The organism is Streptomyces sp. CAU 1734 (assembly GCF_039888735.1).
In the GTDB taxonomy this organism is placed as follows: Bacteria; Actinomycetota; Actinomycetes; order Streptomycetales; family Streptomycetaceae; genus Streptomyces.
On the sequence record NZ_JBDQQP010000005.1, the window covers coordinates 370,843 to 393,588 of the forward strand.

The following is a 22,746-nucleotide window of genomic DNA, read 5'->3' on the forward strand; positions in this document are numbered from 1 at the left end:
CGCCCCCGCACTCCGTCCGTACGCCCTCGCACACCATCACCCGCCACCGCCGGAATTCCCTCCGCGCGGGCGCGCGGGTGCGCCGCCGCCCGGCCCGGGGGAGCCGCCACTGTCCGGCCGCGGCCCGGGGAAACCCCGCCCTGCGCCGGGCCGCGGGCATGCCCCGCCGGGGGAGTGCGGGCGTGTGCGCGGGTTTCGGGCGGAGCCCCCGTCATCGCCGCTGCCCGGCCATGTCCCGGGCGTGCCCCCGCGCCGCCGGGCGCTGCCGGGCCGGGTGCGGGGAACCCGCCGCCCGCTGCGGCTCCGGGGAGCCTGTCCTCCCGGTTCGGCCCGCCGCTCCGTGACCGGAGGGCGGGACACCTGAGCGGGGCCGGCCCGCCGGTCCAGGGGCGATCCACCCGCCCCGCAGCGGGAGACGAGCCCCGTCCGCGCCCCCGGACGCAGCGCGGCCGGCGGCGGTCACCCCCGTCGGTGACCGGCCGCCGGCCGGCTGTCCGAGACCGTTACCCGGCTTCCCCCGCGCGGGTTCCGATCTCTCCCCCCTCCCCATTCCCCCGTGGGCCGGAGTCCCCCGACTCCCGCCGTTCCCCCCGCTCGTGTCCACCGCGGCAGTCGTGTCAGCGAAGCGACGCGACTGCCCACTCCGCGGCGACCGCGAGCCCGACACACGACCCCAGGACCGCCGTCGCCACCCTGGTGCGCCCGTGCTTGCTCAGGATCAGCGCGCTGCCGGAGAGGGTCAGCGCGATGCCGTAGAAGCCGAGCGTCAGTACCGAGTGGGTGGTGTCGAGTCTCAGGACGAGTGCCAGTCCCACCGCGATCATGATGACCGCGGAGAGCGCGATACGGATGTGACGTGCCTGACGTGGTGTGAGCCCGGGTCGCTCCGGGCCCTGATCGGCTTCCGACATGCCCGGCAGACTATCCGTGCGGGGCTCCGCCGGACCGCCGGTGCCGGTCGCCGGGATGGTCCGCTCAGCCGTCGCCGTCATGGCGGATCAGGCCCCCGCATGCCGGCCGACACCGGCCGTCCACAGCGGAGCCGTGCCGGTCAGCTGGCAGGCCAGCAGATAAAGCGGAATTGGTGGTGTGTAAGGACAACGGTCATCCGGCCAGTGGATCAACTGGGGTTCGGTCCCCGGTACATCCGCTCCTTCCGCGTAGTGACTCGGCAGAGGCCAGGTCAGTTCCTGGTCGGAACCGGCCGGTACCATCCACCACCACCAGTCGGCGTCCGCGAAGACACAGCCGTTCCGCGGCAGCCCGGCCAGCAACCGGAATCCGTGGCGTGCGGGCATGCCCACCGCGTCACAGCCCAGCGCCGGGACGATCGAGGGCGGCGGCTCCAACCGGATCAGCCGGCCCCGGTCGTTGCGCCGGCCGCTCCAGTGCAGCAGTGGTGCCACCCGGCTCACCATCGCCGCTCCACCCGGCGCGAGTGGTCGACGCGCACGACCTCGGTACGCGGCCGTTCGCCCCGGCCCGCATGCGCCAGGGAGGGATCCGGCCCGGCCGGGCGGTCCGGGCGGGACCGGCCCGCGGACTCCCCGCTCCGGTCCGGGTCCGTGTGCTCGGACCGGTCGGTGAAGCCGGCCGACCCGTCCCGGACGAAGTCCACTCCGGGGAAGTGCGCCCCGTAGGGACCGTCCGTATGAGCCACTTCCGCCCAGACGATCCGCCCCGAACCCCGCTGGACGGCATGGGCCCCCCAGGCGCTGGAGACCGCCTCCACCAGCAGCAGCCCCCGGCCGCGCTCCGCCGCCGCCTTGGTCTGGCAGACATGCGGTCCGGTCGGCGCGCAGCCCTGGTCCCGGACGCTGATCCGCAACTGCCCCACGCCGTTCCACAGCTCACAGAAGATCAGATGGCTGCCGCTGTGCACCACGGCGTTGGTCACCAGTTCGGAGACGATCAGCAGTGCCGTGTCCGTGACGTCCTCGCCGATGCCCCAGCACAGGAGCCGGTCTTGGGCAAGCTTCCGTGCTCTTGACACACATTCGACGCGCGCCGGTAGCTCGAAGCCGTACCGATGGTGGTCGACACCCGAGCACGGGTCCAGGAGTGGGGCGTGGAGCGCGTCACGGTTCACCCGAACACTGTCGCCCTGAAATGGACAACTTGGCAAGGGCCACTCTGAAATTTCCAGAGTGGGCATATTCATCGTTGCGGGCGCGTGGCAGACTGCTCGCAACAGCACGTGGGGAGGTCTCGAAGTGAGTGAACCGCGGTCCGCCCCCACCGTGGGGCAGGTCGTCCTCGGCAAGCGCCTGCAGGATCTGCGGGAGCGGGCCGGACTCAAGCGTGAGGAAGCCGCCAAGGTACTTCGCGTGGCCGCGGGAACCATTCGCCGAATGGAGACCGCCGAGGTCGCGTTGAAGATCCCGTATGTCCAGTTGCTCCTGGGTGCGTACGGGATCAGTGACGACGAGGCGCGCGGCTTCATCGAGCTGGCCGAGGAGGCGAACAAACCGGGCTGGTGGCAGCGGTTCCACGATGTCCTGCCGGGCTGGTTCAGCATGTACGTCAGCCTGGAGGGCGCGGCGAGCCTGATCCGCGCCTATGAGCCCCACTTCGTGCCCGGTCTGCTCCAGACGGAGGAGTACGCGCGAGCGATCATGCTCAGCGGTGCCGTCGGGCAGACCGACCCGGAGGACATCGAGCGCCATGTGGCGCTGCGGATGGAGCGCCAGGCGCTGCTCACCCAGCCCGATTCGCCCCGGCTGTGGGTGATCATGGACGAGACGGTGTTCCGCAGACCCGTCGGCAGCCCCGCGGTGATGAAGGGGCAGATCGACCGGCTGCTCCAGGGCGCCGAGCTGCCTCATGTCACTCTCCAGATCGCGGAGTTCGCGTCCGGACACCACCCCGGCACCTACGGGCCGTTCGTGCTGTTCCGTTTCGCTGTCCCCGAGCTCCCGGACATGGTCTACAGCGAGTATCTGACCGGCGCGGTCTATCTCGACGCGCGCCCCGAGGTCGCCTCGCATCTGGAGGTTCTGGACCGCATGGCGGCCCAGGCCGCGACTGCACAACGCACGAAGGAGATCCTCCGGGGTCTCCGCAAGGAGCTGTGAATGGACCACATATACAACGGCATGCCCGCCACCGACCTCGGTGATGTCGGCTGGCACAAGCCGTGGAGCGGCGGGAACGGCGGCAACTGCTTCGAGACCATGAAGCTCGCCGACGGGCGGGTGGCGGTGCGTCAGTCGGCCGATCCGGGGGGTCCCGCGCTCATCTACACACCGAGTGAGATCGCCGCGTTCATCCAGGGAGCGAAGTCCGGGCAGGCGGACTTCCTCCTCACCTGAGGGCTCCCCGAGGGGGCCGCCCAGGGCTCGTGCGAGGCCCGGCCGGTGCCCCGGCCCCGCACGCCCGCGCCGTGCGCCGGACCCGCTCCCGCCGCGCCGCGATCAGCGCGCGAAGGGGCGGGGCGGCACCAGAGTGGCCAGGAAGGAACGCGGCCGCGAGACATTGCCCGCCGCGTCCACGCTCCGGTACTCGATGGTGTGGGTGCCGAAATCGGGAGTCGCGTCGTCCCAGGGCACCGCGCGATGGGTGCCGAGCTTTCCGTACACCAGACCGTCGATGACGGTACCGCCCGGAGTGAAGAGGTAGGGCGCGTTCGCGTCGGTCGGCCAGCCGTAGTACGTCTGCCAGCCGTCGCCGTCGACCCGGAATTCCGTCACCACCCCGCCCGGCCGGTCGTCCCGGGCGGTCAGCCGCATGGTGAACGGGCCGTCGTGGACGTACTCCACCGGGCGGCCGGGCCGCCGCACCGTCCGCAGCGGCGGCGACACCTCGTGCCGGGCCACCGGCGCGGTCGCGTCCACGGTCCAGGCCAGCGATGTGTCCGTACCCGCGATCCGGGCGGTGAGCCGGTGGGTGCCGGGACCGAGCCGCAGCCGGCGCAGATCGAGATCGCGGTCATTGCCCGGGTTGGCCACCGGGCGTCCGCCGACGGCCCAGCGCACGGCCGGGGTGCGAGCACCGGGATGGGTGGTGTCCGCGTACACCACCGCAGTCCGGCCCACCGGGGCGGCGGTGTCCGTATGGGTGGTGAAGACGGCCGGTGCCTCCTCCCGCGAGGGCGGCGCGCCGGGCAGGGACGGATCGACGGTCCAGGTGATCGTGCGGGTGAGGGCCGCGCTGCCGCGGATCGCCGGATCGCGGACGAAGGGGGTGGGGTCGCTGACGGTCGCGGTGAGGGTGTGCCGGCCGGGCGGCAGCTTCAGCCGGCGCGGATCCAGAAAGCGGGCGCCCGCCGGGTGCCGCACCGGGCGGCCGTTGATCCGCCAGACGACGGAGAGTTCGCCGCCGCCGGGATGGAGGGTGTCCACCCACACATCGCGGTCGTCACCGATCGGAACGGTGTCGGGGGTGTGGCCCTGCACGAGATTCACCCGCTCGGCGATCCTCCGCACCATCACCTCGCGCCCGACCTGGTCGAAGGCATACCCCAGCGTCTTCATGATCGAGTGCTTGCTGGGCCGCCAGACCCCGCGCGCGCTGTAGAGGCCGCCCTCGTACCGCCCGATCACCCCGCCGGACTCGCTGCGCTCGCCCAGCCAGCGCCACCACTTGACGCGCCGGTGCGCCATCTCCTCCCCGGTGAGAAGGGTGTGATGGGCCGAGGCGGGCTCCGCCCCGGTGTAGGGGGCGCCGGGGACGCCGCGCCCGTAGTAGTCGTACTCGTCCTGGAGACCGCCGAGGGTGTGGCCCAGCTCGTGCGGGGTGATGAGCGGCGAGACGGGGTTGCTGCCGGAGGCGGTCGCCACGCCGCCGCCCGTGCCGCCGTAGGTGTCGCTGTTGGCGAGCGCCAGGATCTGCTGATTGGCGCCGGTCGCGCCGGGGACCAGCGCGGCGAGCGACCGCGCCGCCGCGGTGTCCGCCTGGAGTGCCCGCTGTACGGAGCCGGGGGTGCAGCGGCCCCAGAAGCCCATGTCGAGAGGGGTGTCGCGGCGCGGCGAGTCGAGCGCCGGATCGCAGTCGACACCGGATTCGGGTGACGGGGTCTCCACCGCCCACACATTGATGTACGAACGGTAGGAGGCGAACGGCTCGATGGACCAGAGCACCCGGAGATGACGTTCCATGTCGGCCCGGAAATCCGGCATTTCGGCGGCGGTGTAGCCGTCGCCCAGCACGATCAGATTGAAGCGCGCGGCGGCGGGTCCCGTGGTCTGCACGGGGACGACGACGCCGGCGGGCCCGTCCGCCCGGCCGGTCTCCTCCCCCGCGGTGGCGAGGGGAGCGGTGCCCAGCAGGGATCCGGCCAGCAGTGCGCTCACGGTGGTGAGCAGCGATAATCTTCTGGGTCTTGTACCGGAAGACGTCATGGCCCCGGAGCGTAGCCGTGGTGCGACAGGGCGGAAAGGTGTGAAAGTGGCCGCTGGGCACGGGGCCGGGGCGCCCCCGGCGGAGGACGCCGAAGAGGGCGGCACGGCCGGCTTTGTGCGGCACGGGATCTGGCACTCCGCACCCCGGCGGGAGACGGCCGGCGCCCCGGCGCAGGCGCTGATCGTGGTCGACGCCCAGACGGCTTTTCTCTCCGGCGCGGACGCCGTGCCGGACGCGGAGCGCGTCGCCGGCCGGATCGCCCTGCTGCTCGGCGCCGCGCGGGAGGCCGGCGCCCTGGTGGCGCATCTGCGCAACGACGGCGAGCCGGGAGCCCCGGACGAGCCCGGCACCCCCGGCTGGGAGCTGTATCTCCCGGTGGCCGAATCCGCCGAGGAGTTCATCGTGCCCAAGAACGACGACGACGGCTTCAGCGGAACACCGCTGGGCGGACTGCTCGCGGGCCGGGGCGTCGGGCGGGTGGTGATCGCCGGCGTCCTCTCCGAGATGTGTGTGAGCGCCACGGTGTTCGGTGCGCTGGAGTACGGACTGGAGGTCGTACTGCCCCACGACGCCCACGGCACCTACGGCCTGGACGACATCCCCGCCGCCGTGGTCTCCCGGGTCGCCGAACACGCGCTGGGCTCCGACCCGGAGCTGGTGCGGAGCGCGGAGGGGGTCTCCTTCACACGCCCGCCGGGCCCGCGCCGGAATGGGGGGACCGGCTGAACCGCGCTCAGCTCCCTTGGCGCGTTTCCGGCGGTGGCGCCGTCCACTCCGCACACCCCTCGAAATTTGTCCGACTGGGCCTGTTTCTCCTGGTGACACGCGTGCCGGCTGATCCCTTCCCGCGATCTGCTGTACCGCAGCGCCCCCGACACCGTGGCCGCCACCGCCATGGAGAACGACACGGCCGGCAGCCGGGTGCTGGATCCCGGCGCGGGCGCCGGGCTGCTGGGCGCGGCCGTGCCGCGGGCGGTGCCGTCCGCCGAGCTCACCCTGGTGGACCACTCGCCGGCCATGCCGGCCAAGGCGGTTCCGCGCTTCACGGCCGGCAGCCGGGTCACCGTCCTGATCGGCGATCTGACCGGTCCGCCGACCGGCGGGCCCTGCGGCGCGGTGGTCTCGGGCCCGGCCATCCACCCATCCGCCGCACGACGGGAAACGCGCCCTCTTCGGCCGGATACGCGAACTGCCCCGTTCCGGGCGCTGACTTCGTCGATGTGGAGCAGGTGCCGACGCCGAGGCCGGGTTCCGGGGGAACCACGAGTCGGTCGAGACCCTTTGTGACGGCGGCCGGCACCCCGGAGTGCGGCACCCGCACACTGCACCGGCGCGGCGGTGACCGGCGCCCTGCTCGGCGCCGCCCTGGGCGGTACGGCGGGCGACGCGGCGGCCGTCCGGGGTGCGATGCTGCTGCCGGCCGGGGTCGCCGTACGGGCCCTGCCGGCCTGTGCCGCGATCCTGCTGCGGACCCGGCCGGGGAAGCCCGTGCGATCACTGGCCGGAAATGAATGAAAATGGAGTCATGTCCCGACGCACTCCCCGTCTCCGGCGCGCCTCCGCCGATGCCCTCACCCCCCTCTCACCCTGCCCCTGCGGGCTTCCCGCCGCCTTTGGCGCCTGCTGCGGGCGCTTCCACACGGGTGAGGCGGCCGCACCCAGCGCGGAACTGCTGATGCGCTCCCGCTACAGCGCCTTCGTCACCCACGACACCCCCTATCTGCTGCGCACCTGGCACCCCTCGACCAGGCCGCCGTCGCTGGAGCTCGATCCGGGACTCCGCTGGAGCGGTCTGGAGATCGTGGACGCGGTGGACGGCACGGCCTTCCACACCACGGGGACGGTCACCTTCCGGGCCCGCTACCGCCATCACGGCAACCGGGGCGAGCTGTACGAGCACAGCAGATTCGCCCGGGACGCCGGCGCGTGGGTGTATGTGGACGGCACCTTCATCGAGTGAGCCGGTCCGGGCGGGGGCGGGGGCTGGACCCGGTGGCCCGGGGCGGTGCGTCAGCAGGTGCGGCCGGGACCCGGGCGGGCGTCAGCAGGTGCGGCCGGGCCCGATCACCAGGCGCGGGTGGTACGCCGCGAGCACCTTGTTCGCCCGCGCCAGCGCCGCGAGGGCATGCTCCCGGTCCGCCCGGTCCTCATGGCAGAGCGGCCCCCGGAACCGCCACACCTCGCGCACGGCGCACTCCGCCTCGATCTCGGCGCGCAGCACATGTGCCGGCATGCAGGATCCGATCAGCACGGCCACTCGGTCGGGGATCGGTACGGGTACGAGAGGGGAGGTGGTCACGGCGTCTGTCCTTCTCTTCTGCTCTATCGGGCTGCCGGAACCCGGCAGGGCCCGCGCCATCCCGCGCGGCGGAGATGTCTCCGCGTACGGCTGCGGGGCTTCCCGGCGGGGCGGCCGGACGCGGACGGCTCCACCGGTTTCCCGGCTCGCTCCACCCCGGCCTCCGGCAGCACTGGCGACATACCTTACGCGAACGCCACGCACTCACCCGAATCGATCACTCAACTGCGCAAGAGGGAATACAGAGGCGGCGATCACACCCCGTCGGCAACGGGACGAACCGGCCAAGTCGCCCCCGATGCCGGGCGCTTCGCGGCCCCGGGCAGACCGGAGGCCCATGCCGCGCTGTCAGTGGCGGCCACTACATTGCGCCGTATGCAGACAGACGGAGCGGAGGGCGCCGCCGCGCACGGCACGGCGCTGACGGAGCGGGTCATCGAGCGGGTGCGGCGGGACCCGGGCGCATCGGCGCTGGAGTACCGGCAGGTGCCCTGGGTCGCCGGCGGGACACCGGCGCCGATGCCCGGGGAGCGGCTGGCCGCGGCGCGGTTCCCGTCGGGCCGGCCGGTGTCACCGAGCCTGCGGGCCTGGCTGGCCTTCGACACCAGCCTGTTCGCCCGCCACGACTGGTTCACCCCGGACGGCGACTTCGCCCCGCGCTCCCTTCCCGACCTGGTGGGCGACGAGTACGGCGACATGTGGGCCGGGGAGTTCGCGCTCTTCGCGGACCGGTTCCCCGAGTGCTTCCTGCTCCCGGGCGGCTCGGACTCCCGCCGCCTCCTCGCCGTCACCGAGCCGGACGAGCTGGGCGAATACCCGGTACTGGCGCTCGACTTCGACGATCTCCCCTATGTGGGCCTGATGTACCCGGGCTTCGACGTCTACGCGGCGGACACCGCCGGCGTCCTCGATCTCGACTTCGAGGTGTACTCGGCGCTGACGGACGATCCGGTCTACGGCCGCCGGATGCGCCGCCATGCCGTCCACTGCTTCGGCGGCGAGCGCGAGGCGCAGTTCCCCTTCGACGTCCGGACCGTCTCCTGACGGCCGCCCCGGAATCGCCACCCGGCCCGGAACCGCCACCCGCCCGCGGCCCCGCTCACCCCTGCCCGGGCGCGCGCAGCACATCGGCCAGATCGAACCGCACCGGCCGCTCCAGCTGTTCATAGGTGCACCCGGCCGGTTCCCGGTCGGGGCGCCAGCGGCGGAACTGCGCGGTGTGCCGGAATCTGTCGCCCTCCATGTGGTCGTACGCCACCTCGGCCACCCGCTCGGGGCGCAGCGCCACCCAGGAAAGATCCTTCTTCCCCGTCCAGCGGCTCGGCGCCCCGGGCAGCCGGGCCCCCTCGTGCGCGCTCTCCCGCGCCCAAGAGGCCCAGGGGTGGCCCTCGGCCGACTCCATCCGCAGCGGTTCCAGCTCCGCGATCAGCTCCTCGCGCCGCTTCATGGGAAAGGCCGCGCAGACACCGACATGCTGGAGCGCGCCCGAACCGTCGTACAGCCCCAGCAGGAGCGAGCCGAGCACCGGCCCGCTCTTGTGGAAGCGGTATCCGGCCACCACCACATCCGCCGTCCGCTCGTGCTTGATCTTGAACATCAGCCGGGCGTCCGGCCGGTACGGCAGATCCAGCGGCTTGGCGACGATCCCGTCCAGCCCCGCGCCCTCGTACCGCTCGAACCACTCCCGGGCCAGCTCCGGATCGGTGGTGGCGGGGGCGAGATGCACGGGCGGCCGGACCTCCCTCAGGGCCCCGGTCAGCAGCGACCGCCGTTCGGCCAGCGGGGCGTCCAGCAGTGACCGGTTCCCGAGTGCCAGCAGATCGAAGGCGATGAAACTGGCCGGGGTCCGCTCCGCCAGCATCCGTACCCGGGAATCGGCCGGGTGGATGCGCTCGCTCAGCCGGTCGAAGTCCAGCCGGCCCTCATGGGCGATGACGATCTCCCCGTCCACCACGCACCGCTCGGGCAGCGCGTCGCGCAGTTCGGTGACCAGCTCCGGAAAGTACCTGGTGAGCGGCTTGCCGGTCCTGGATCCGAGCACCACCTCCGCGCCGTCCCGGTGCACGATCGCCCGGAAGCCGTCCCACTTGGCCTCGTACTGCATGCCGGGCGGGATCTTCTTCACGGATTTGGCGAGCATCGGTTTCACGGGTGGCATCACCGGCAGATCCATAGAGCGATTGTCCGGTATGCGGTGAATGTCGGCACGGCATACGCTGACGCACATGGCCGGAGCGGTGGAACTGGAAGTGGGCGGGCGGACCGTGCGCGTCTCCAATCCCGACAAGATCTACTTCCCGGGGCCCGGCTACACCAAGCTCGACATGGTCGGCTACTACCTCGCCGTCGGCGAGGGCATCACCCGCGCCCTGCGCGACCGCCCCACCACCCTGGAGCGCTACCCCGACGGGGTGACCGGCGAGTCCTTCTTCCAGAAGCGGGCGCCCAAGTACCTTCCCGACTGGATCCCCACCGCCCACATCACCTTCCCCAGCGGCCGGTCCGCCGACGAGATGTGCCCGACCGAACCCGCCGCCGTGGTCTGGGCGGCCAACCTCGGCGCCGTCACCTTCCACCCCTGGCCGGTGCGCCGGGACGACACCGACCATCCGGACGAGCTCCGCATCGACCTGGACCCCCAGCCCGGCACCGACTACGCGGACGCGGTCCGCGCCGCGCACGAACTGCGCGCCGTCCTGGAGGAGGCCGGCCTCCGGGGCTGGCCCAAGACCTCCGGCGGCCGGGGCATCCATGTCTTCGTCCCGATCGAACCGCGCTGGACCTTCACCCAGGTGCGCCGGGCGGCCATCGCCTGCGGGCGGCAGCTGGAGCGCCGGATGCCCGACCGGGTGACCATCAAGTGGTGGAAGGAGGAGCGCGGTGAGCGGATCTTCGTCGACTACAACCAGACCGCCCGGGACCGCACCATCGCCTCCGCCTACTCCGTCCGCCCCCGGCCGCATGCCCCGGTCTCCGCGCCCCTGCGGTGGGAGGAGATCGACGACGCGGTCCCGGAGGACTTCGACATCCGGACCATGCCCGCCCGCTACGCCCGGCTGGGCGATGTCCACGCGGACATGGACGACCGGCGCTTCAGCCTGGAGACCCTGTTGGAGGTGGCCCGCCGCGACGAGGCGGACCACGGCCTCGGCGATCTGCCGTATCCCCCGGACCACCCGAAGATGCCGGGCGAACCCAAGCGCGTCCAGCCGAGCCGGGCCCGTGAGGAGCCCCGGGGCGGAGAGCCCTCCCCGCCGGCGGACCGGACCGCCGGCGGGAAGGACTGAACACCCCTCGGAAGCGGCCCCGGCCGCGACCCGCACCGTCCGGCCCCTTCGCCGCGGCCGGACGGTGCGGGTCGCGGCGAAGGAACCGGCGCCGGGGGGCCCGGACCGGCTGACCGCCCGCCGGGAGCTACAGCGCCCGCAGATCCAGTACGCCCCACTCGGTGTACGGCTTCGCCTGCACGAACAGGCAGGGCCCGCATCGGATGCGGGCCCAGGGGTTCGGTAGCAGACTCGGGAACGAGAATGTGGCGGAATGTCATGACATGTCACAGAGGGGTGTTCCATGCTCACCACCCGTTTCGTCAAAGGTTCCCCGAACTGGCTCGACCTCGGCTCACCCGACATCGAAGCGGCGGACCGGTTCTACGGCGGTCTGTTCGGCTGGTCCTTCCAGTCCGCGGGCCCCGAGGCCGGCGGCTACGGAATGTTCAAGCTGGACGGCGGAACAGCGGCCGGCGGCATGACCGTACCCCCCGACCAGGGCCCGCCCGCCTGGAACATCTACTTCCAGTCCCCGGACGCGGATGCCACGGCCGAGGCGGTGCGGCAGGGCGGCGGCACGGTCCTCTTCGACCCGATGGACGTTTTCGACCTCGGCCGCATGGCGGTCTTCACCGACCCCTCGGGCATCGCCTTCTCCACCTGGCAGCCGGGCCGCACCAAGGGCCTGGACATCGTGAACGACCCCGGCTCGCTCTGCTGGCTGGAGCTCTGCACCCCGGACCAGGACACGAGCCTCGCCTTCTACACCAAGGTCTTCGGCTGGGGCACGTCGTCCATGCCCTTCCCGGACGGCTCGGGCGAGTACACGATGACGCACCCCGCGGAGCTGGGCGTGGACGCGATGTTCGGCGGCATCGCCCCCCTGGGCACGGACCCGTCGGAGACCACCGCGTACTGGCTGCCCTACTTCGAGGTCACCGACTGCGACGCGACCGTCGCGAAGACCCGCGACCTCGGCGGCACCGTCCGCATGGACCCGGTCGACCTGGAGGGCGTGGGCCGCTTCGCGAAACTGGCGGACCCCGCCGGAGCGAGGTTCGCGGTGATGCAGGGCGCGCAGCGGAGCGGCTGAGCGCGGGGCGCGCGGAGAAGCTGTTGATCCTTCATTGATGTGGTGTTTATCGGCAGGAGAGACAGTTTCCCCATGCCGATGAACACCACGCTCACCAAGGCCACCGACGACGACCTCTCCTGGCGGGAGACAGCCCTCTGCGCCCAGACGGGCCCCGACTTCTTCTTCCCGGCCCCCGGCTCCTCGACCAGGGAGGCGAAGCAGCTGTGCGGGGCCTGCGAGGGGCGGGTGCAGTGCCTGGAGTACGCGCTGACGAACGACGAGCGGTTCGGGGTGTGGGGCGGTACGTCGGAGAAGGAGCGGGACCGGATGAAGCGGGGGCGGGCCTGAGCGGGTTCATGTCGTCCGGACCTTCCCGCGCCGGACGAGTTCCGCCCGCTCGGCGAGAGCGTCCTGTTCGGGTGTTCCGCGGGGGACGGCCGATCTGGGTGACTCCGGGACGACGCGGACGGGGAAGTGTCCTCCCACGGGGGATACGACACCGCCGTACCGGGGGTCTCCGGCGAACCAGATCATGTGGGGGGTGGTGTTCTGTTTCCGTGCGAGATTTCCGGAGTGCAGCGTGACACGGAAATTGAGCGTGCTCTCCTCGGCGAATCGCACGGTGATGACTCGGGGGCTGTCCGGTGAGCGCTGCTGATGAGAAACCGGGTAGGCGCGCCACTCATAGACGGAGAGGATCCTCGCGACCCGTCTCGTCCTGGAAAGGGCAAGACCTGCGACGAAGAGGCAAGGTGTGTAGCAGGTGAGAGTAATGAGAAGAGCTCCGGCCCATCGTGACGAGGGCTGGCCCATTACCCAATACCCGAAGGCCACACCTGCGGCAAGATTCGCGGCGAACAACACCCGCCGCCGCAGAACCAGTTTCCGGTGGCCAAGCGACGTGGGAGGGTGGGCGAGGGCCGCGGTGGAAGGCGGTTCCTGATCTGGATTCATGAGAAGAGTTCCCGGATTCGAGAGGTTCTCCGCACAGGCTCCGGTGAATTCTCCGGATCGGAGAAACTCATGGTCCGTGCGATGCCTTCGAGGATGGATGTGTATGCCTCCGCGTGCCCGGTGGCCGCGCTGGTGAGATCGGCCACGGCGATGTGTTCCCGGGTGGGGCTGGGCATGGTGAGCCTGGCCTGGAAGACGGCGCAGGGAGCTGAGGTGATGCCCGCGGTTGCGAGCGATGCGCGCGGCCGGGGCGCCAGTGTCCCTGACACGAGAGTCATGGAAGCCCCGCTCGGATGTGTGAGCAGACGGCCCGAGTTGCTGCTCCAGAGCGGGGAGCCGGTCTGCGCCAGCACGCATTGAGCGGCTGCGAACCCCGGTGCCCGCGCCGGCGTGGCGGCAACGGTCAGCGAGAAGAGTGAAACAGACACGCCGAGAGAGTCATCGGAATGGAATCCGATGGCATTGTGCACTGTGCCGGCACTGCGGAGTTCTCTGAGAAGGCTGATCGCCGTACGAAGTGTGCGAATATTTGATTCGACGGTACTGGTGTCGTCGGATAAGTGCCTCAGGACCTCCGAGGACGACAGCTCCATGGAGTCGAACTCAAGGGCATCGAGAGGGTGGTATCCGGGCGGAAGGCGGAACCAGATCGGTGGGACGGAGGTTGGTTTCACTGTTCCTCGCAGTTCGTTTCAGCGGCCGATCGCTGTCCACACATGCGCCGCCTTCGCGGCTGAACCGGGTGCATCGTCGAGAACCGCGCGCACGCCATCGGTGGCAGTCCCCGCGTCGTTCACCGTCTCGTTGTCACTCCAGGGGCCGTAGTTGCTGCCGGCCGTCGCGGCGCCCGCTGCCGGGAACGCGATCTTCACCGACTTCTGCACCGTGTCGGAGGTTCGCTGCAGTGCCCAGGTGGTGAGTGGATTCTCCACCTGGCGCATCTCGTCCATCGCGCTGACCGCGCCGCTTCTGAAACCCTGCGCGCCGGCGTGTGCCATGGCGAGACCTCCCGAATCCGCCATGCCTTGTGCGGTCCGAACCGCCACCGTTGCCGACTTCGCGCCCTGGGCGACGGCTGCCAGCCCGGGTACCGATCCGAGGGCATCACCCGTGACGGTGACCGTGCTGTCCCAGAAGTCGGAGTCGAACTCGCCCTTGGTGAATCCGTCCCGGAGCGACTTCCGCACCTGTGAATCCGTCAGATGCAAGGACAGTGCGCCGACGCTCGCGCCTGCCGCGACGAAGAGCAGAGCCAGACCGACCGGGCCGAAGAACGGCCCGATGACCAAGGCCGCGAAGCCTGCCATCGCCGATACATCCGACAGAACGTCGCCCAGATCCTCCTCCACCCACTCCAGAACCTTGTCCAGAACCCCCGGCTCCCGCGGCGCCAGCCGATCCGTCGCCTCGTTGAGGCGTTTGGCGATGCGGGACGCCTCCGCGCGGTGGGTTTCCTCCAGTTCGCGGGCCAGGCGGCGGACCGATGCCAGGGAGTCCCGGGCCGACTCCACCGCTTCGGCCGCCGCGCGCAGGGCCGGCTCCGGGGTGTCCGGGGCGGTGCGGAGGGTGGCCTCGTGGGTGCGGGCGCGGGTGAGGGACGCGGTGTCCAGGGCGGCGCGGGATTCGTAGCGGCGGGCGGTTTCCTGGTGGCTCAGGAGGTCGTCGTGCCAGGTGCCCAGTTCGGCCGCGGCCCTGGTGAGCGACCGGTGCGCGTCGTGGAGGGCGCGCGGCAGCTCGCCGTCGAGGGCGGTACGGAACGCCTCCGCCGCCTCGCCGTGCCAGTGGGCGCTCTCGCCCAGCAGCCGGGAGACGAGGCGGTGCGCGGTGGCGAGGGCCGCGGCGGACGAGGTGAGGCGGGTCCGCAGCGCGGCGATCGCCGGAGGGCTGCCCGGGGCCGGGTCGAGGCCGAGGTGGGGGTAGGGGTGGTCAGCCATCCGGGTTCACCGCCCGGAACGCCGCCGCGACCGCCGCGTTCACCCGGGCGTACTCGCGGTGGCTCAGCTTCACCCCGTCGTGGATGGAGCCGATGCGTTCCCGCAGCAGATCCGCCCCGTACCGCCAGCGTTCCTGGAAGCCGTCGCACGCCTCGTCGAGTTCCGCGGTGCCGAGCTGGTCGGCCCGTACGTGCTCCAGGGCCTGTCTCGCCTCGGCCAGGGAACTCAGCGAGCGCTCCAGCGCGGCGGAGAAGCGGGCCAGTTCGTCGGTGTCCACCCGAAGATCCATGGGGCGTCACCCTGGCAGAAGAGCGGCCCGGGCGGACAGCTCGCGCAACCCCAACGGGTGGCCCGATAAACGAATGCTGACGTATCCGGCCATCGTTAGGATCATCGGAAAGTATTCGGGGGTGGAGCATGATGGACCATCAGGTCGGCGGCGATGAGCTGGCCGCATTCGAGCGCATGGTCCAGCGGTTGCGTGCGCTGCCGCTGGACGACCCCGCGCGCCGGCGCGGTGAGGAGGCCGCGGCCTCCTTCGCCCGGGAGAGCCGGAACAAGCGGCGCAAGGCCGCGCGGCGCGCGCTGGCCGAAGCCGACGCGGTGATCACGGCCGGGACCGCCACCGGCGCGCTCGACCGGCGCGAGGACGCTCCGCTGGCCGAGGGCGCGGGGCGGGCCGGGGTGTTCAGCCGGCCCCGGCACTGCTATGTCTGCAAGAGGCACTACCGGCACACCGACGGCTTCTACCACCGGCTCTGCCCCGGCTGCGCGGCCGACGGCACCGCGCGCCGCTCGCTGAGCACCGATCTGACGGGGCGCCGGGTACTGCTCACCGGCGGCCGGGTGAAGATCGGCTTCCAGCTCGCGCTGATGATGCTCCGCGACGGTGCCGAGGTGCTGGTCACCACCCGGTTCCCGGAGGACGCCAGGAAACGCTTCCGGGCGGCCGAGGGGAGTGAGCGGTGGTTCGGCCGGCTCACGGTCGTCGCCATCGATCTGCGCGACCCCCGCCAGGTGCTCGGTCTCTGCGAGCGGCTGCGCGCCGCGGCCGAGCCGCTGGACATCCTGGTGAACAACGCCGCGCAGACCATCCGCCGGCCGCCCGGGGCGTACGCCCTGCTCGCGGCCGGTGAGCGGGAGACCCCGGGCCCGGGCGTGATCGCCGCGCCCGGCTATGCCCCGATGGCCGCCATCGCGAGCGGCGGTCTGGACTTCTCCCCCGTACGCGCGGACACGGCGCCCCCGGACGCCGGCGCGGTCGCGATGCCGGACGCGGACGCGTACGCCGCCCGGACCGACGAGGCGGGCCTGCTGCCCGACCTCGCCGCCGAGAACTCCTGGTCCGCGGTGCTGGGGCGGCTCGACCCCGCGGAGCTGCTGGAGGCCCAGCTGGTCAACGCCCTCGCGCCGGCGCTTCTCGCGGACCGGCTGCTGCCGCTGCTGCTGGCCTCGCCCCGGCCGCGCCGGTACATCGTCAATGTGTCCGCGGTCGAGGGCCGCTTCGCGGTGCGCAACAAGACGGAGCGCCATCCGCACACCAATATGGCGAAGGCGGCGCTCAATATGCTCACGCGGACGAGCGCGGGCGCTCTCGCCCGCCAGGGTGTGCACATGTGCAGCGTCGACACCGGGTGGATCACCGATGAGAACCCGGCGCCGCGCAAGGCCCGCATCGCGGCGCACGGCACCCGTACGCCACTGGACGTGGTGGACGGTGCCGCCCGGATCTACGACCCGATCGTGCGCGGCGAGGCCGGGTCTCCCGTGGCCGGGGTCTTCCTCAAGGACTACCGCGAGGCCGACTGGTGAGCCGGGACGCCGGTCAGCCGGCCGCGCGCGCCGCCATCCGGGCCTTGCGGGCGGCCAGCCGCTCGTCGAACTTCGCGGCCTCGGCGTCCAGGCCGTTCATGTAGAGACCCAGTTCCTCCTGGGCGCGCAGGCCCTCGGGACCGAGGTCGCCGATCTCCATCACCTTGAGGAACCGCAGCACCGGGGCGAGGACGTCGTCGTGGTGGATGCGCATGTTGTAGATCTCGCCGATCGCCATCTGCGCCGCGGCCCGCTCGAAGCCGGGGATGCCGTGGCCGGGCATCCGGAAGTTGACGACGACATCCCGCACGGCCTCCATCGTCAGATCCGGGGCGAGCTCGAAGGCCGCGCCCAGCAGATTCCGGTAGAAGACCATGTGCAGGTTCTCGTCGGTGGCGATCCGGGCGAGCATCCGGTCGCAGACGGGGTCGCCGGACTGGTGGCCGGTGTTGCGGTGCGAGACCCGGGTGGCGAGCTCCTGGAAGGCCACATAGGCCACCGAGTGCAGCATGGAGTGCCGGTTGTCGGACTCGAAGCCCTCCGCCATGTGGGACATCCGGAACTCCTCCAGCTTGTCCGGGTCCACGGCGCGCGAGGTGAGCAGGTAATCGCGCATCACGATGCCGTGCCTGCCCTCCTCGGCGGTCCAGCGGTGCACCCAGGTGCCCCAGGCGCCGTCACGGCCGAAGAGGCTGGCGATCTCGTGGTGGTAGCTGGGGAGATTGTCCTCGGTCAGCAGATTCACCACGAGCGCGATCCGCCCTATGTCGGTGACCTTGGACTGCTGCGGGTCCCACGCCTCGCCGTCCTCGAAGAAACCGGGGAAGTTCCGTCCGTCGCCGAAGGGCACGTACTCGTGCGGCATCCAGTCCTTGGCGACCTTGAAGTGCCGGTTCAGTTCCTTCTCCACGACCTCCTCCAGCGCGAACAGCAGCCGGGCGTCGGTCCACGCGTCCGACGTGCCGAGGTGGGGAGAGGTGATCGTCACTGGTGCTCCTGGGGACGGAGAGGCTGCATACCTACGGACTCGTAGGTTACGAGACCGTAGGTTAAGGGCGCCGTAAGCACCGGGCCAAGCCCCCCATGTGAGATGTCCCGTTACGTTGAGTTGTGCGGGGAGATCATCGAGCGGATTGAGGGGGTGTATGGGGAGGTCAGAGGTGATATCTATGCTTTTGCCCGATGGTGCGGAGAGACAGGTCACACAGCCGGTCTGCCGGGCGGAGAACTCGCGAGTGTCACCCGCGCCGCAGATACTCCGCCGTGATCGACACCGGGTCGGCCGCCAGCTGAGCCGGAGTGCCCTCGAAGACCAGCTCGCCACCGTGCTTGCCGCCGTCCGGGCCGAGATCGATGATCCAGTCCGCCCGCTTCACGACATCCATGTTGTGCTCGACGCAGATCACCGAATTGCCCGCGTCCACCAGCCGGTCCAGCAGCCCGGTCAGGGTCTCCACATCGGCCATGTGCAGCCCGGTGGTCGGCTCGTCGAGTACGTACACACTCCCCGTCCGGTGCAGCTGGGTCGCCAGCTTCAGCCGCTGCCGCTCCCCGCCCGACAGCGTGGTCAGCGGCTGCCCCAGGGTCAGATAGGAGAGCCCGACCTCCTGGAGCGTGCGCAGTTTCCGCGCCGTGCCGGGTGTGTCGAGGAAGTCCAGTGCCCGGGTCGCCGTCATCTCCAGTACGTCCGCGATCGACCTGCCCCGGACCCGGTGCCGCAGTACGCCGTCGTCGAAGCGCCGCCCCTCGCACACCCGGCAGACGGTCGTCACCGGATCCATGAAGGCGAGATCGGTGTGGATCACCCCCCGGCCGCCGCAGGCGGCGCAGGCGCCGGCGGAGTTGAAGCTGAAGAGCGAGGGGGAGACCCCGTTCTCCCGGGCGAAGACCGTGCGAATGGTGTCCATCACCCCGAGGAAGGAGGCCGGGGTGGACCGTCCGGAGGCGGTGATGGCGCCCTGGTCGATCACGATCGCCTCCGGATGGGCGGCGGTGAACACCTTCGAGACCAGGGTGGATTTGCCGGAACCCGCCACTCCGGTGACCACCGTCAGCACACCGGTGGGGAACCGCACATCGATTCCCTTGAGGTTGTGCAGCGCGGCCCCGGTCACCGGAAGCCAGCCGGCCGGCGAGCGGAAGGACTCCTTCACGGCGGTGCGCCGGCGCAGACAGCGGCCGGTGACGGTGTCGGCGTCCCGCAGCAGCCGCGCCGGGCCCTCGTAGACGATCCGGCCGCCGTGGCCGCCCGCCCCCGGGCCCATGTCCACGACATGGTCCGCTATCGCGATCACATCGGGGTCGTGCTCCACCACCAGGACGGTGTTCCCCCGGTCCCGGAGCCGGATCAGCAGATCATTGAGCCTGCTCACATCGCGCGGATGCAGCCCCACGCTCGGCTCGTCGAGGACAAAGGTCAGCCCGGTCAGCGAACTGCCCAGATGGCGCACCATCTTCAGCCGCTGTCCCTCGCCGCCGGAGAGAGTGGTCGTCTCCCGGTCGAGGGAGAGATAGCCGAGCCCGATGCCCGCCAGCCGCTCCAGCCGTTCCCGCGCCGCCGCGGCGATCGGGCCGGCCACCGGATCGTCGATCCGGCGGAGCACCTCCACCAGGTCGCCGACCTCCATCCGGCTGAAATCGGCGATGCTCATCCCCTCCACCCGGGTCGCCAGCGCGGCCTCGTTCAGCCGGGCGCCGCCGCACGCCTCGCACGGGCGCTGTGTCACAAAGCGGTTCGACGCCTCCCTGCGCCGCTCCGACAGCTGACCCGTGTCCCGCTTGAGGAAGAGCCGGGTGAACCTGCCGACGATCCCCTCGAACCGCATGTCGAACGAGCCCGAGGCGACCTCCACCCGGACCGTCTCGTCCGAACCGTGCAGCAGCAGCTCCCGCTCGGCGGGGGTGAGGGAACCGAGCGGCTGATCGGGGTCGAACCGGCCGGACTCGGCGCAGAGCTTCCACTCCCAGCTGCCCACCGAGAGGCCGGGCAGCAGCAGCGCCCCCTCGTTGAGCGACTTCGACCAGTCCACCGCCCGGTCGATGTCCAGATGGACCGTCCTGCCCACCCCGTCGCAGGCCGGGCACATGCCGGACGGGTCGTTGAAGGAGTACGCCGTCGCCGTGCCCGCGCTCGGTGTGCCGTGGCGGGAGAAGAGCACCCGGAGCACCGAGTGGATGTCGGTCATCGTGCCGACCGTCGACCGGACATTGCCGCCGATGGGCTTCTGGTCGACCACGATCGCCACCGAGAGCCGGTCGATCTCGTCGGCGAGCGGGCGCTCGTACTTGGGCAGCCGGTTTCTGACGAACGAGCTGAAGGTCTCGTTCAGCTGGCGCTGTGACTCGACGGCGATGGTGTCGAAGACCAGTGAGGACTTCCCGGAGCCGGAGACCCCGGTGAAGACCGTGATCCGGTTCCCGGGGATGGTGAGGGAGACATTCCGGAGGTTGTTCTCGCGGGCACCTGTCACGACGATGTGCTGATCCATGCCGGCGACGCTAACCGTGAATCCGGACACCTTCTGTCGGGATTCACGGCCCGGCGGACGCGGCGGGGTCTGTGCCCCGCCGCGTCCGCCGCGCCGCCGTCGCTACCCCCGCGGCGGCTCCGGGCGCCGCAGCCTCCCCTCCCGTACGTCCTCGGCGGTGATGTCGTGCAGCCCGCCGTCCAGCAGCAGCCAGCGGGTGACGCCGATCGACTCCAGGAAGGGCACATCGTGGCCGGCCACGATGAGCGCGCCCTCGTAGGCGTCGAGCGCCGCGGTCAGTCCGCGCACGCTCGCCATGTCCAGATTGTTGGTCGGCTCGTCGAGCAGCACGAGCTGCGGAGCCGGTTCGGACAGCAGCTGGGCGGCGAGGGCCGCCCGGAAGCGCTCCCCGCCCGAGAGCGTTCCGGCCGGCTGGTCGGCCCGGGCACCCCGGAAGAGCAGACGCGCGAGCTGTGCCCGGATCCGGTTGTCGGTCGCGCCGGGCGCGAACCGCGCGACGTTCTCCGCCACGGTCAGCCCGTCGTCCAGCACATCGAGCCGCTGCGGCAGAAAGCGCAGCGGAACCTCGGCCACCGCTTCGCCCGAGACCGGTGGCAGTTCACCGGTGACCGTCCTCAGCAGCGAGGTCTTCCCCGCGCCGTTCCGCCCCACCAGGGCGATCCGCTCCGGGCCGCGCACTTCGAGGCTGCCGACCGGCTCGGCCCCGTACCGCACGGTCAGATCGGTGAGCCGCAGCACCCCGCGCCCGGGATGGACCCGGGTGAACGGCAGCTCGATCCGGATCTCGTCGTCGTCCCGGACGGCGTCCTCCGCCTCGGTCAGGCGTTCCCTGGCCTCGGTGAGCTTCTCGGAGTGCTGGATCCGGAGCCGTCCGGCGGACTCCTGGGCACTGCGTTTCAGAGCGTTCGCGGTGACCTTCGGCACCCGCTTGTTCTCCTCCATCTTCTTGCCGTACCGCTTGCGGCGGGCCAGCTTGACGTGGGTGTCGGCCAGCTCGCGCCGCTGCCGCTGTACGTCGGCCTCCGCCACCCGCACCATGCGCTCGGCGGCCTCCTGTTCGACGGCGAGCGCCTTCTCGTAGGCGTGGAAGTTCCCGCCGTACCAGGTGACCTCGCCGGACCGCAGATCGGCGATCTGGTCGACCAGGTCCAGCAGCTTGCGATCGTGGCTGACGATGATCATCACCCCTGGCCAGGAGGCCACCGCGGCGTACAGCCGGCGGCGGGCGAAGAGGTCGAGATTGTTGGTGGGTTCGTCGAGCAGCAGGATCTCCGGCCGTTCGAGCAGCAGGGCGGCCAGCCGCAGCAGGACGCCCTCGCCGCCGGAGACCTCGCCGATGGTGCGGTCGAGCCCGATGTGACCGAGGCCGAGCTGATCGAGCGCGGCCCGCGCCCGCTCCTCCACGTCCCAGTCGTCGCCGACGGCGGTGAAGTGCTTCTCGCTCGGATCACCGCCCTCGATCGCGTGGAGCGCGGCGCGGGTCTCGGCGATGCCCAGGACCTGGTCCACCCGCAGCGCGGTGTCGAGGACCAGATTCTGCGGCAGGTAGCCGATGCCGCCGGTGGTGCGGATGGTGCCCTCGGCGGGGGTCAGCTCTCCCGCGATCAGCTTCATCAGGGTTGATTTCCCGGAGCCGTTGAGGCCGATGAGCCCGGTCCGGCCGGGGCCGACCGCGATCCGGAAGTCCTTGAACGGCGTGGTGCCGTCGGGCCAGGTGAAGGTCAGAGAGGTGCAGACAACATGAGATGAGGGAGTGGACAAAAGGGTCTCCGGTTGCGTGATGAGGAGGGAGGGCAACAGCGGGAGACACCGGGATGCGGACGACGGCCGCCGGTGGCGGAGGAATGCCGAGGGAATCGGTCCCGGCCGGGACGGACGGCTCGAATGCCGAGGTCGCACGCTCTGCGCACACGCCTGACACGGCGGTGACGCATGGTGTCTCAAGACCTCAGACGAGCAACGTCCTTCTCCAATCGGCGACAACAGGACGGGCACCACCGTAGAAACACCCGTCGGGTGGTGTCAACGCATTAAATCCGGCGCGGATCGGCTCGGGCCGGTGCGGATCCGGCCCGGGTGCGGGCCGCTCTCAGCGGGCGTCGCGCAGCAGCTCGGTCAGGTCGCGGTCGAGATCGAGGTGCAGATGCTCCCGGCCCGACGGCACCGCGCTGTGCGCCCGCTGAAGGAACAACCGCAGGTCATGGGTGGGGACATGGACGACCGCCACACCTTCGATCGCATGGAACTCCATCACGGTGTGGCCATATCCGTACGGCCGTACGCGGACATCGCCCGCACCGGCGGGCTTGTCGATGCCCGCGGCCAGCAGCTCCCGGCCGAAGGCCCACGACACATCGCTGCCCTCCAGCGTGGCCTGGCCGGGGAATTCCATCCGCACGGCGAAGGGATCGGCACAGTCGTAACGGAGCGTGGCCGGCACGGTCTCCATCCGGGGTGCCGAAGCGACCAGTCTGGCCTGCACGGGCTGCTCGATGACGGTGGACAAACCCTGCTCCTTCGTGCGCGGCGGCTGGCGCCTCCCTGACTCCGGTAAAGACGGCAAAACCGGTCGTTG

General features: G+C 71.2%; 24 protein-coding genes. 10 read left to right on the top strand and 14 right to left on the bottom strand.

Annotated features, from left to right (window positions below):
• Window positions 1-617: 617 nt before the first annotated feature.
• The 3 genes from AAFN69_RS12280 to AAFN69_RS12290 all read right to left on the bottom strand — a co-directional run bounded on the left by AAFN69_RS12280 (window position 618) and on the right by AAFN69_RS12290 (window position 2,161).
• Window positions 618-911, bottom strand: coding sequence for a hypothetical protein (locus AAFN69_RS12280; RefSeq protein ID WP_347728431.1), 294 nt, complete (start codon window positions 909-911; stop codon window positions 618-620).
• 87 nt (window positions 912-998) lie between these two features.
• Window positions 999-1,418, bottom strand: a complete 420-nt coding sequence (locus tag AAFN69_RS12285; RefSeq protein WP_347728432.1) for a hypothetical protein — start codon at window positions 1,416-1,418, stop codon at window positions 999-1,001.
• The gene (locus AAFN69_RS12290; protein ID WP_347728536.1) at window positions 1,412-2,161 is read right to left on the bottom strand and encodes an ATP-binding protein; all 750 of its coding nucleotides are present in this window, start codon (window positions 2,159-2,161) and stop codon (window positions 1,412-1,414) included. Before AAFN69_RS12290 ends, AAFN69_RS12285 begins: the two co-directional genes overlap by 7 nt.
• Window positions 2,162-2,213: 52 nt before the next feature.
• Between AAFN69_RS12290 and AAFN69_RS12295 the strand changes: the two genes are divergently transcribed.
• The gene (locus tag AAFN69_RS12295) at window positions 2,214-3,074 is read left to right on the top strand and encodes a helix-turn-helix transcriptional regulator (RefSeq protein ID WP_347728433.1); all 861 of its coding nucleotides are present in this window, start codon (window positions 2,214-2,216) and stop codon (window positions 3,072-3,074) included.
• Window positions 3,075-3,311 (top strand): DUF397 domain-containing protein, encoded by a 237-nt coding sequence (locus tag AAFN69_RS12300; protein WP_347728434.1) that lies wholly within the window; start codon window positions 3,075-3,077, stop codon window positions 3,309-3,311. It abuts the gene before it with no gap.
• Between the two features lie 102 nt (window positions 3,312-3,413).
• Here AAFN69_RS12300 and AAFN69_RS12305 read toward each other — a convergent pair whose 3' ends face one another.
• Window positions 3,414-5,339, bottom strand: a complete 1,926-nt coding sequence (locus AAFN69_RS12305) for a M64 family metallopeptidase (RefSeq protein WP_347728435.1) — start codon at window positions 5,337-5,339, stop codon at window positions 3,414-3,416.
• A 46-nt stretch (window positions 5,340-5,385) separates the two neighbouring features.
• On the opposite strand from AAFN69_RS12305, the gene AAFN69_RS12310 reads away from it, so the two are divergent.
• The 3 genes from AAFN69_RS12310 to AAFN69_RS12320 all read left to right on the top strand — a co-directional run bounded on the left by AAFN69_RS12310 (window position 5,386) and on the right by AAFN69_RS12320 (window position 7,300).
• Window positions 5,386-6,066 carry an isochorismatase family protein gene (locus AAFN69_RS12310; RefSeq protein ID WP_347728436.1) on the top strand — a complete coding sequence of 227 codons (681 nt, stop codon included), beginning with the start codon at window positions 5,386-5,388 and terminating at the stop codon, window positions 6,064-6,066.
• 612 nt (window positions 6,067-6,678) lie between these two features.
• The gene (locus AAFN69_RS12315; RefSeq protein WP_347728437.1) at window positions 6,679-6,855 is read left to right on the top strand and encodes a hypothetical protein; all 177 of its coding nucleotides are present in this window, start codon (window positions 6,679-6,681) and stop codon (window positions 6,853-6,855) included.
• A gap of 10 nt (window positions 6,856-6,865) precedes the next feature.
• Window positions 6,866-7,300 carry a YchJ family metal-binding protein gene (locus AAFN69_RS12320; RefSeq protein WP_347728438.1) on the top strand — a complete coding sequence of 145 codons (435 nt, stop codon included), beginning with the start codon at window positions 6,866-6,868 and terminating at the stop codon, window positions 7,298-7,300.
• Window positions 7,301-7,381: 81 nt separating this feature from the next.
• On the opposite strand, the gene AAFN69_RS12325 is transcribed toward AAFN69_RS12320, so the two are convergent.
• Window positions 7,382-7,639 carry a hypothetical protein gene (locus tag AAFN69_RS12325; RefSeq protein WP_347728439.1) on the bottom strand — a complete coding sequence of 86 codons (258 nt, stop codon included), beginning with the start codon at window positions 7,637-7,639 and terminating at the stop codon, window positions 7,382-7,384.
• Between the two features lie 375 nt (window positions 7,640-8,014).
• Here AAFN69_RS12325 and AAFN69_RS12330 point away from each other — a divergent pair, with 375 nt between their 5' ends.
• Entirely contained in the window at window positions 8,015-8,683 is a 669-nt protein-coding gene (locus AAFN69_RS12330) for a hypothetical protein (RefSeq protein WP_347728440.1), read from the top strand.
• Window positions 8,684-8,738: 55 nt separating this feature from the next.
• On the opposite strand, the gene AAFN69_RS12335 is transcribed toward AAFN69_RS12330, so the two are convergent.
• Window positions 8,739-9,812 carry an ATP-dependent DNA ligase gene (locus AAFN69_RS12335; RefSeq protein ID WP_347728441.1) on the bottom strand — a complete coding sequence of 358 codons (1,074 nt, stop codon included), beginning with the start codon at window positions 9,810-9,812 and terminating at the stop codon, window positions 8,739-8,741.
• A gap of 52 nt (window positions 9,813-9,864) precedes the next feature.
• Between AAFN69_RS12335 and ligD the strand changes: the two genes are divergently transcribed.
• The 3 genes from ligD to AAFN69_RS12350 all read left to right on the top strand — a co-directional run bounded on the left by ligD (window position 9,865) and on the right by AAFN69_RS12350 (window position 12,331).
• Complete coding sequence (gene ligD, locus AAFN69_RS12340) at window positions 9,865-10,926, top strand: non-homologous end-joining DNA ligase (protein WP_347728442.1); 1,062 nt, start codon at window positions 9,865-9,867, stop codon at window positions 10,924-10,926.
• 283 nt (window positions 10,927-11,209) lie between these two features.
• A complete protein-coding gene (locus tag AAFN69_RS12345; protein WP_347728443.1) occupies window positions 11,210-12,001 on the top strand; it encodes a VOC family protein in 792 nt (263 codons plus the stop codon).
• A 72-nt stretch (window positions 12,002-12,073) separates the two neighbouring features.
• On the top strand, window positions 12,074-12,331 hold the full coding sequence (locus AAFN69_RS12350) for a WhiB family transcriptional regulator (RefSeq protein ID WP_347728444.1): 258 nt from the start codon (window positions 12,074-12,076) through the stop codon (window positions 12,329-12,331).
• Between the two features lie 6 nt (window positions 12,332-12,337).
• Here the strand turns inward: AAFN69_RS12350 and AAFN69_RS12355 are convergent, their stop codons facing one another.
• From AAFN69_RS12355 to AAFN69_RS12370, 4 genes are all read right to left on the bottom strand, one after another.
• On the bottom strand, window positions 12,338-12,937 hold the full coding sequence (locus AAFN69_RS12355) for a hypothetical protein (protein WP_347728445.1): 600 nt from the start codon (window positions 12,935-12,937) through the stop codon (window positions 12,338-12,340).
• On the bottom strand, window positions 12,934-13,530 hold the full coding sequence (locus tag AAFN69_RS12360; RefSeq protein ID WP_347728446.1) for a hypothetical protein: 597 nt from the start codon (window positions 13,528-13,530) through the stop codon (window positions 12,934-12,936). Before AAFN69_RS12360 ends, AAFN69_RS12355 begins: the two co-directional genes overlap by 4 nt.
• 99 nt (window positions 13,531-13,629) lie before the next feature.
• Window positions 13,630-14,871 (bottom strand): hypothetical protein, encoded by a 1,242-nt coding sequence (locus tag AAFN69_RS12365; protein ID WP_347728448.1) that lies wholly within the window; start codon window positions 14,869-14,871, stop codon window positions 13,630-13,632.
• Complete coding sequence (locus AAFN69_RS12370) at window positions 14,864-15,160, bottom strand: hypothetical protein (protein WP_347728449.1); 297 nt, start codon at window positions 15,158-15,160, stop codon at window positions 14,864-14,866. The genes AAFN69_RS12365 and AAFN69_RS12370 overlap by 8 nt, the downstream gene beginning before the upstream one ends.
• Window positions 15,161-15,291: 131 nt before the next feature.
• Between AAFN69_RS12370 and AAFN69_RS12375 the strand changes: the two genes are divergently transcribed.
• Complete coding sequence (locus tag AAFN69_RS12375; RefSeq protein ID WP_347728537.1) at window positions 15,292-16,683, top strand: SDR family NAD(P)-dependent oxidoreductase; 1,392 nt, start codon at window positions 15,292-15,294, stop codon at window positions 16,681-16,683.
• A gap of 13 nt (window positions 16,684-16,696) precedes the next feature.
• Here the strand turns inward: AAFN69_RS12375 and AAFN69_RS12380 are convergent, their stop codons facing one another.
• From AAFN69_RS12380 to AAFN69_RS12395, 4 genes are all read right to left on the bottom strand, one after another.
• The gene (locus tag AAFN69_RS12380; protein ID WP_347728450.1) at window positions 16,697-17,671 is read right to left on the bottom strand and encodes an acyl-ACP desaturase; all 975 of its coding nucleotides are present in this window, start codon (window positions 17,669-17,671) and stop codon (window positions 16,697-16,699) included.
• Between the two features lie 250 nt (window positions 17,672-17,921).
• Window positions 17,922-20,171: an excinuclease ABC subunit UvrA gene (locus AAFN69_RS12385; RefSeq protein WP_347728451.1), complete on the bottom strand. Its 2,250-nt coding sequence runs from the start codon at window positions 20,169-20,171 to the stop codon at window positions 17,922-17,924.
• Between the two features lie 102 nt (window positions 20,172-20,273).
• Window positions 20,274-21,932 carry an ABC-F family ATP-binding cassette domain-containing protein gene (locus AAFN69_RS12390; RefSeq protein WP_347728452.1) on the bottom strand — a complete coding sequence of 553 codons (1,659 nt, stop codon included), beginning with the start codon at window positions 21,930-21,932 and terminating at the stop codon, window positions 20,274-20,276.
• A gap of 328 nt (window positions 21,933-22,260) precedes the next feature.
• Window positions 22,261-22,677, bottom strand: coding sequence for an SsgA family sporulation/cell division regulator (locus tag AAFN69_RS12395; protein ID WP_347728453.1), 417 nt, complete (start codon window positions 22,675-22,677; stop codon window positions 22,261-22,263).
• Between the last annotated feature and the right edge of the window lie 69 nt (window positions 22,678-22,746).

What these genes read in the sequence shown, in the direction of transcription:
- AAFN69_RS12355 (WP_347728445.1), bottom strand. Translation starts at nt 12,937, where the DNA reads ATGAATCCAGATCAGGAACCGCCTTCCACCGCGGCCCTCGCCCACCCT.
- AAFN69_RS12365 (WP_347728448.1), bottom strand. Translation starts at nt 14,871, where the DNA reads ATGGCTGACCACCCCTACCCCCACCTCGGCCTCGACCCGGCCCCGGGC.
- AAFN69_RS12375 (WP_347728537.1), top strand. Translation starts at nt 15,292, where the DNA reads ATGGACCATCAGGTCGGCGGCGATGAGCTGGCCGCATTCGAGCGCATG.
- AAFN69_RS12330 (WP_347728440.1), top strand. Translation starts at nt 8,015, where the DNA reads ATGCAGACAGACGGAGCGGAGGGCGCCGCCGCGCACGGCACGGCGCTG.
- AAFN69_RS12290 (WP_347728536.1), bottom strand. Translation starts at nt 2,161, where the DNA reads ATGAATATGCCCACTCTGGAAATTTCAGAGTGGCCCTTGCCAAGTTGT.
- AAFN69_RS12305 (WP_347728435.1), bottom strand. Translation starts at nt 5,339, where the DNA reads ATGACGTCTTCCGGTACAAGACCCAGAAGATTATCGCTGCTCACCACC.
- AAFN69_RS12285 (WP_347728432.1), bottom strand. Translation starts at nt 1,418, where the DNA reads ATGGTGAGCCGGGTGGCACCACTGCTGCACTGGAGCGGCCGGCGCAAC.
- AAFN69_RS12360 (WP_347728446.1), bottom strand. Translation starts at nt 13,530, where the DNA reads ATGGAGCTGTCGTCCTCGGAGGTCCTGAGGCACTTATCCGACGACACC.
- AAFN69_RS12350 (WP_347728444.1), top strand. Translation starts at nt 12,074, where the DNA reads ATGCCGATGAACACCACGCTCACCAAGGCCACCGACGACGACCTCTCC.
- AAFN69_RS12335 (WP_347728441.1), bottom strand. Translation starts at nt 9,812, where the DNA reads ATGGATCTGCCGGTGATGCCACCCGTGAAACCGATGCTCGCCAAATCC.
- ligD (WP_347728442.1), top strand. Translation starts at nt 9,865, where the DNA reads ATGGCCGGAGCGGTGGAACTGGAAGTGGGCGGGCGGACCGTGCGCGTC.
- AAFN69_RS12345 (WP_347728443.1), top strand. Translation starts at nt 11,210, where the DNA reads ATGCTCACCACCCGTTTCGTCAAAGGTTCCCCGAACTGGCTCGACCTC.
- AAFN69_RS12385 (WP_347728451.1), bottom strand. Translation starts at nt 20,171, where the DNA reads ATGGATCAGCACATCGTCGTGACAGGTGCCCGCGAGAACAACCTCCGG.
- AAFN69_RS12320 (WP_347728438.1), top strand. Translation starts at nt 6,866, where the DNA reads ATGTCCCGACGCACTCCCCGTCTCCGGCGCGCCTCCGCCGATGCCCTC.
- AAFN69_RS12280 (WP_347728431.1), bottom strand. Translation starts at nt 911, where the DNA reads ATGTCGGAAGCCGATCAGGGCCCGGAGCGACCCGGGCTCACACCACGT.
- AAFN69_RS12370 (WP_347728449.1), bottom strand. Translation starts at nt 15,160, where the DNA reads ATGGATCTTCGGGTGGACACCGACGAACTGGCCCGCTTCTCCGCCGCG.
- AAFN69_RS12300 (WP_347728434.1), top strand. Translation starts at nt 3,075, where the DNA reads ATGGACCACATATACAACGGCATGCCCGCCACCGACCTCGGTGATGTC.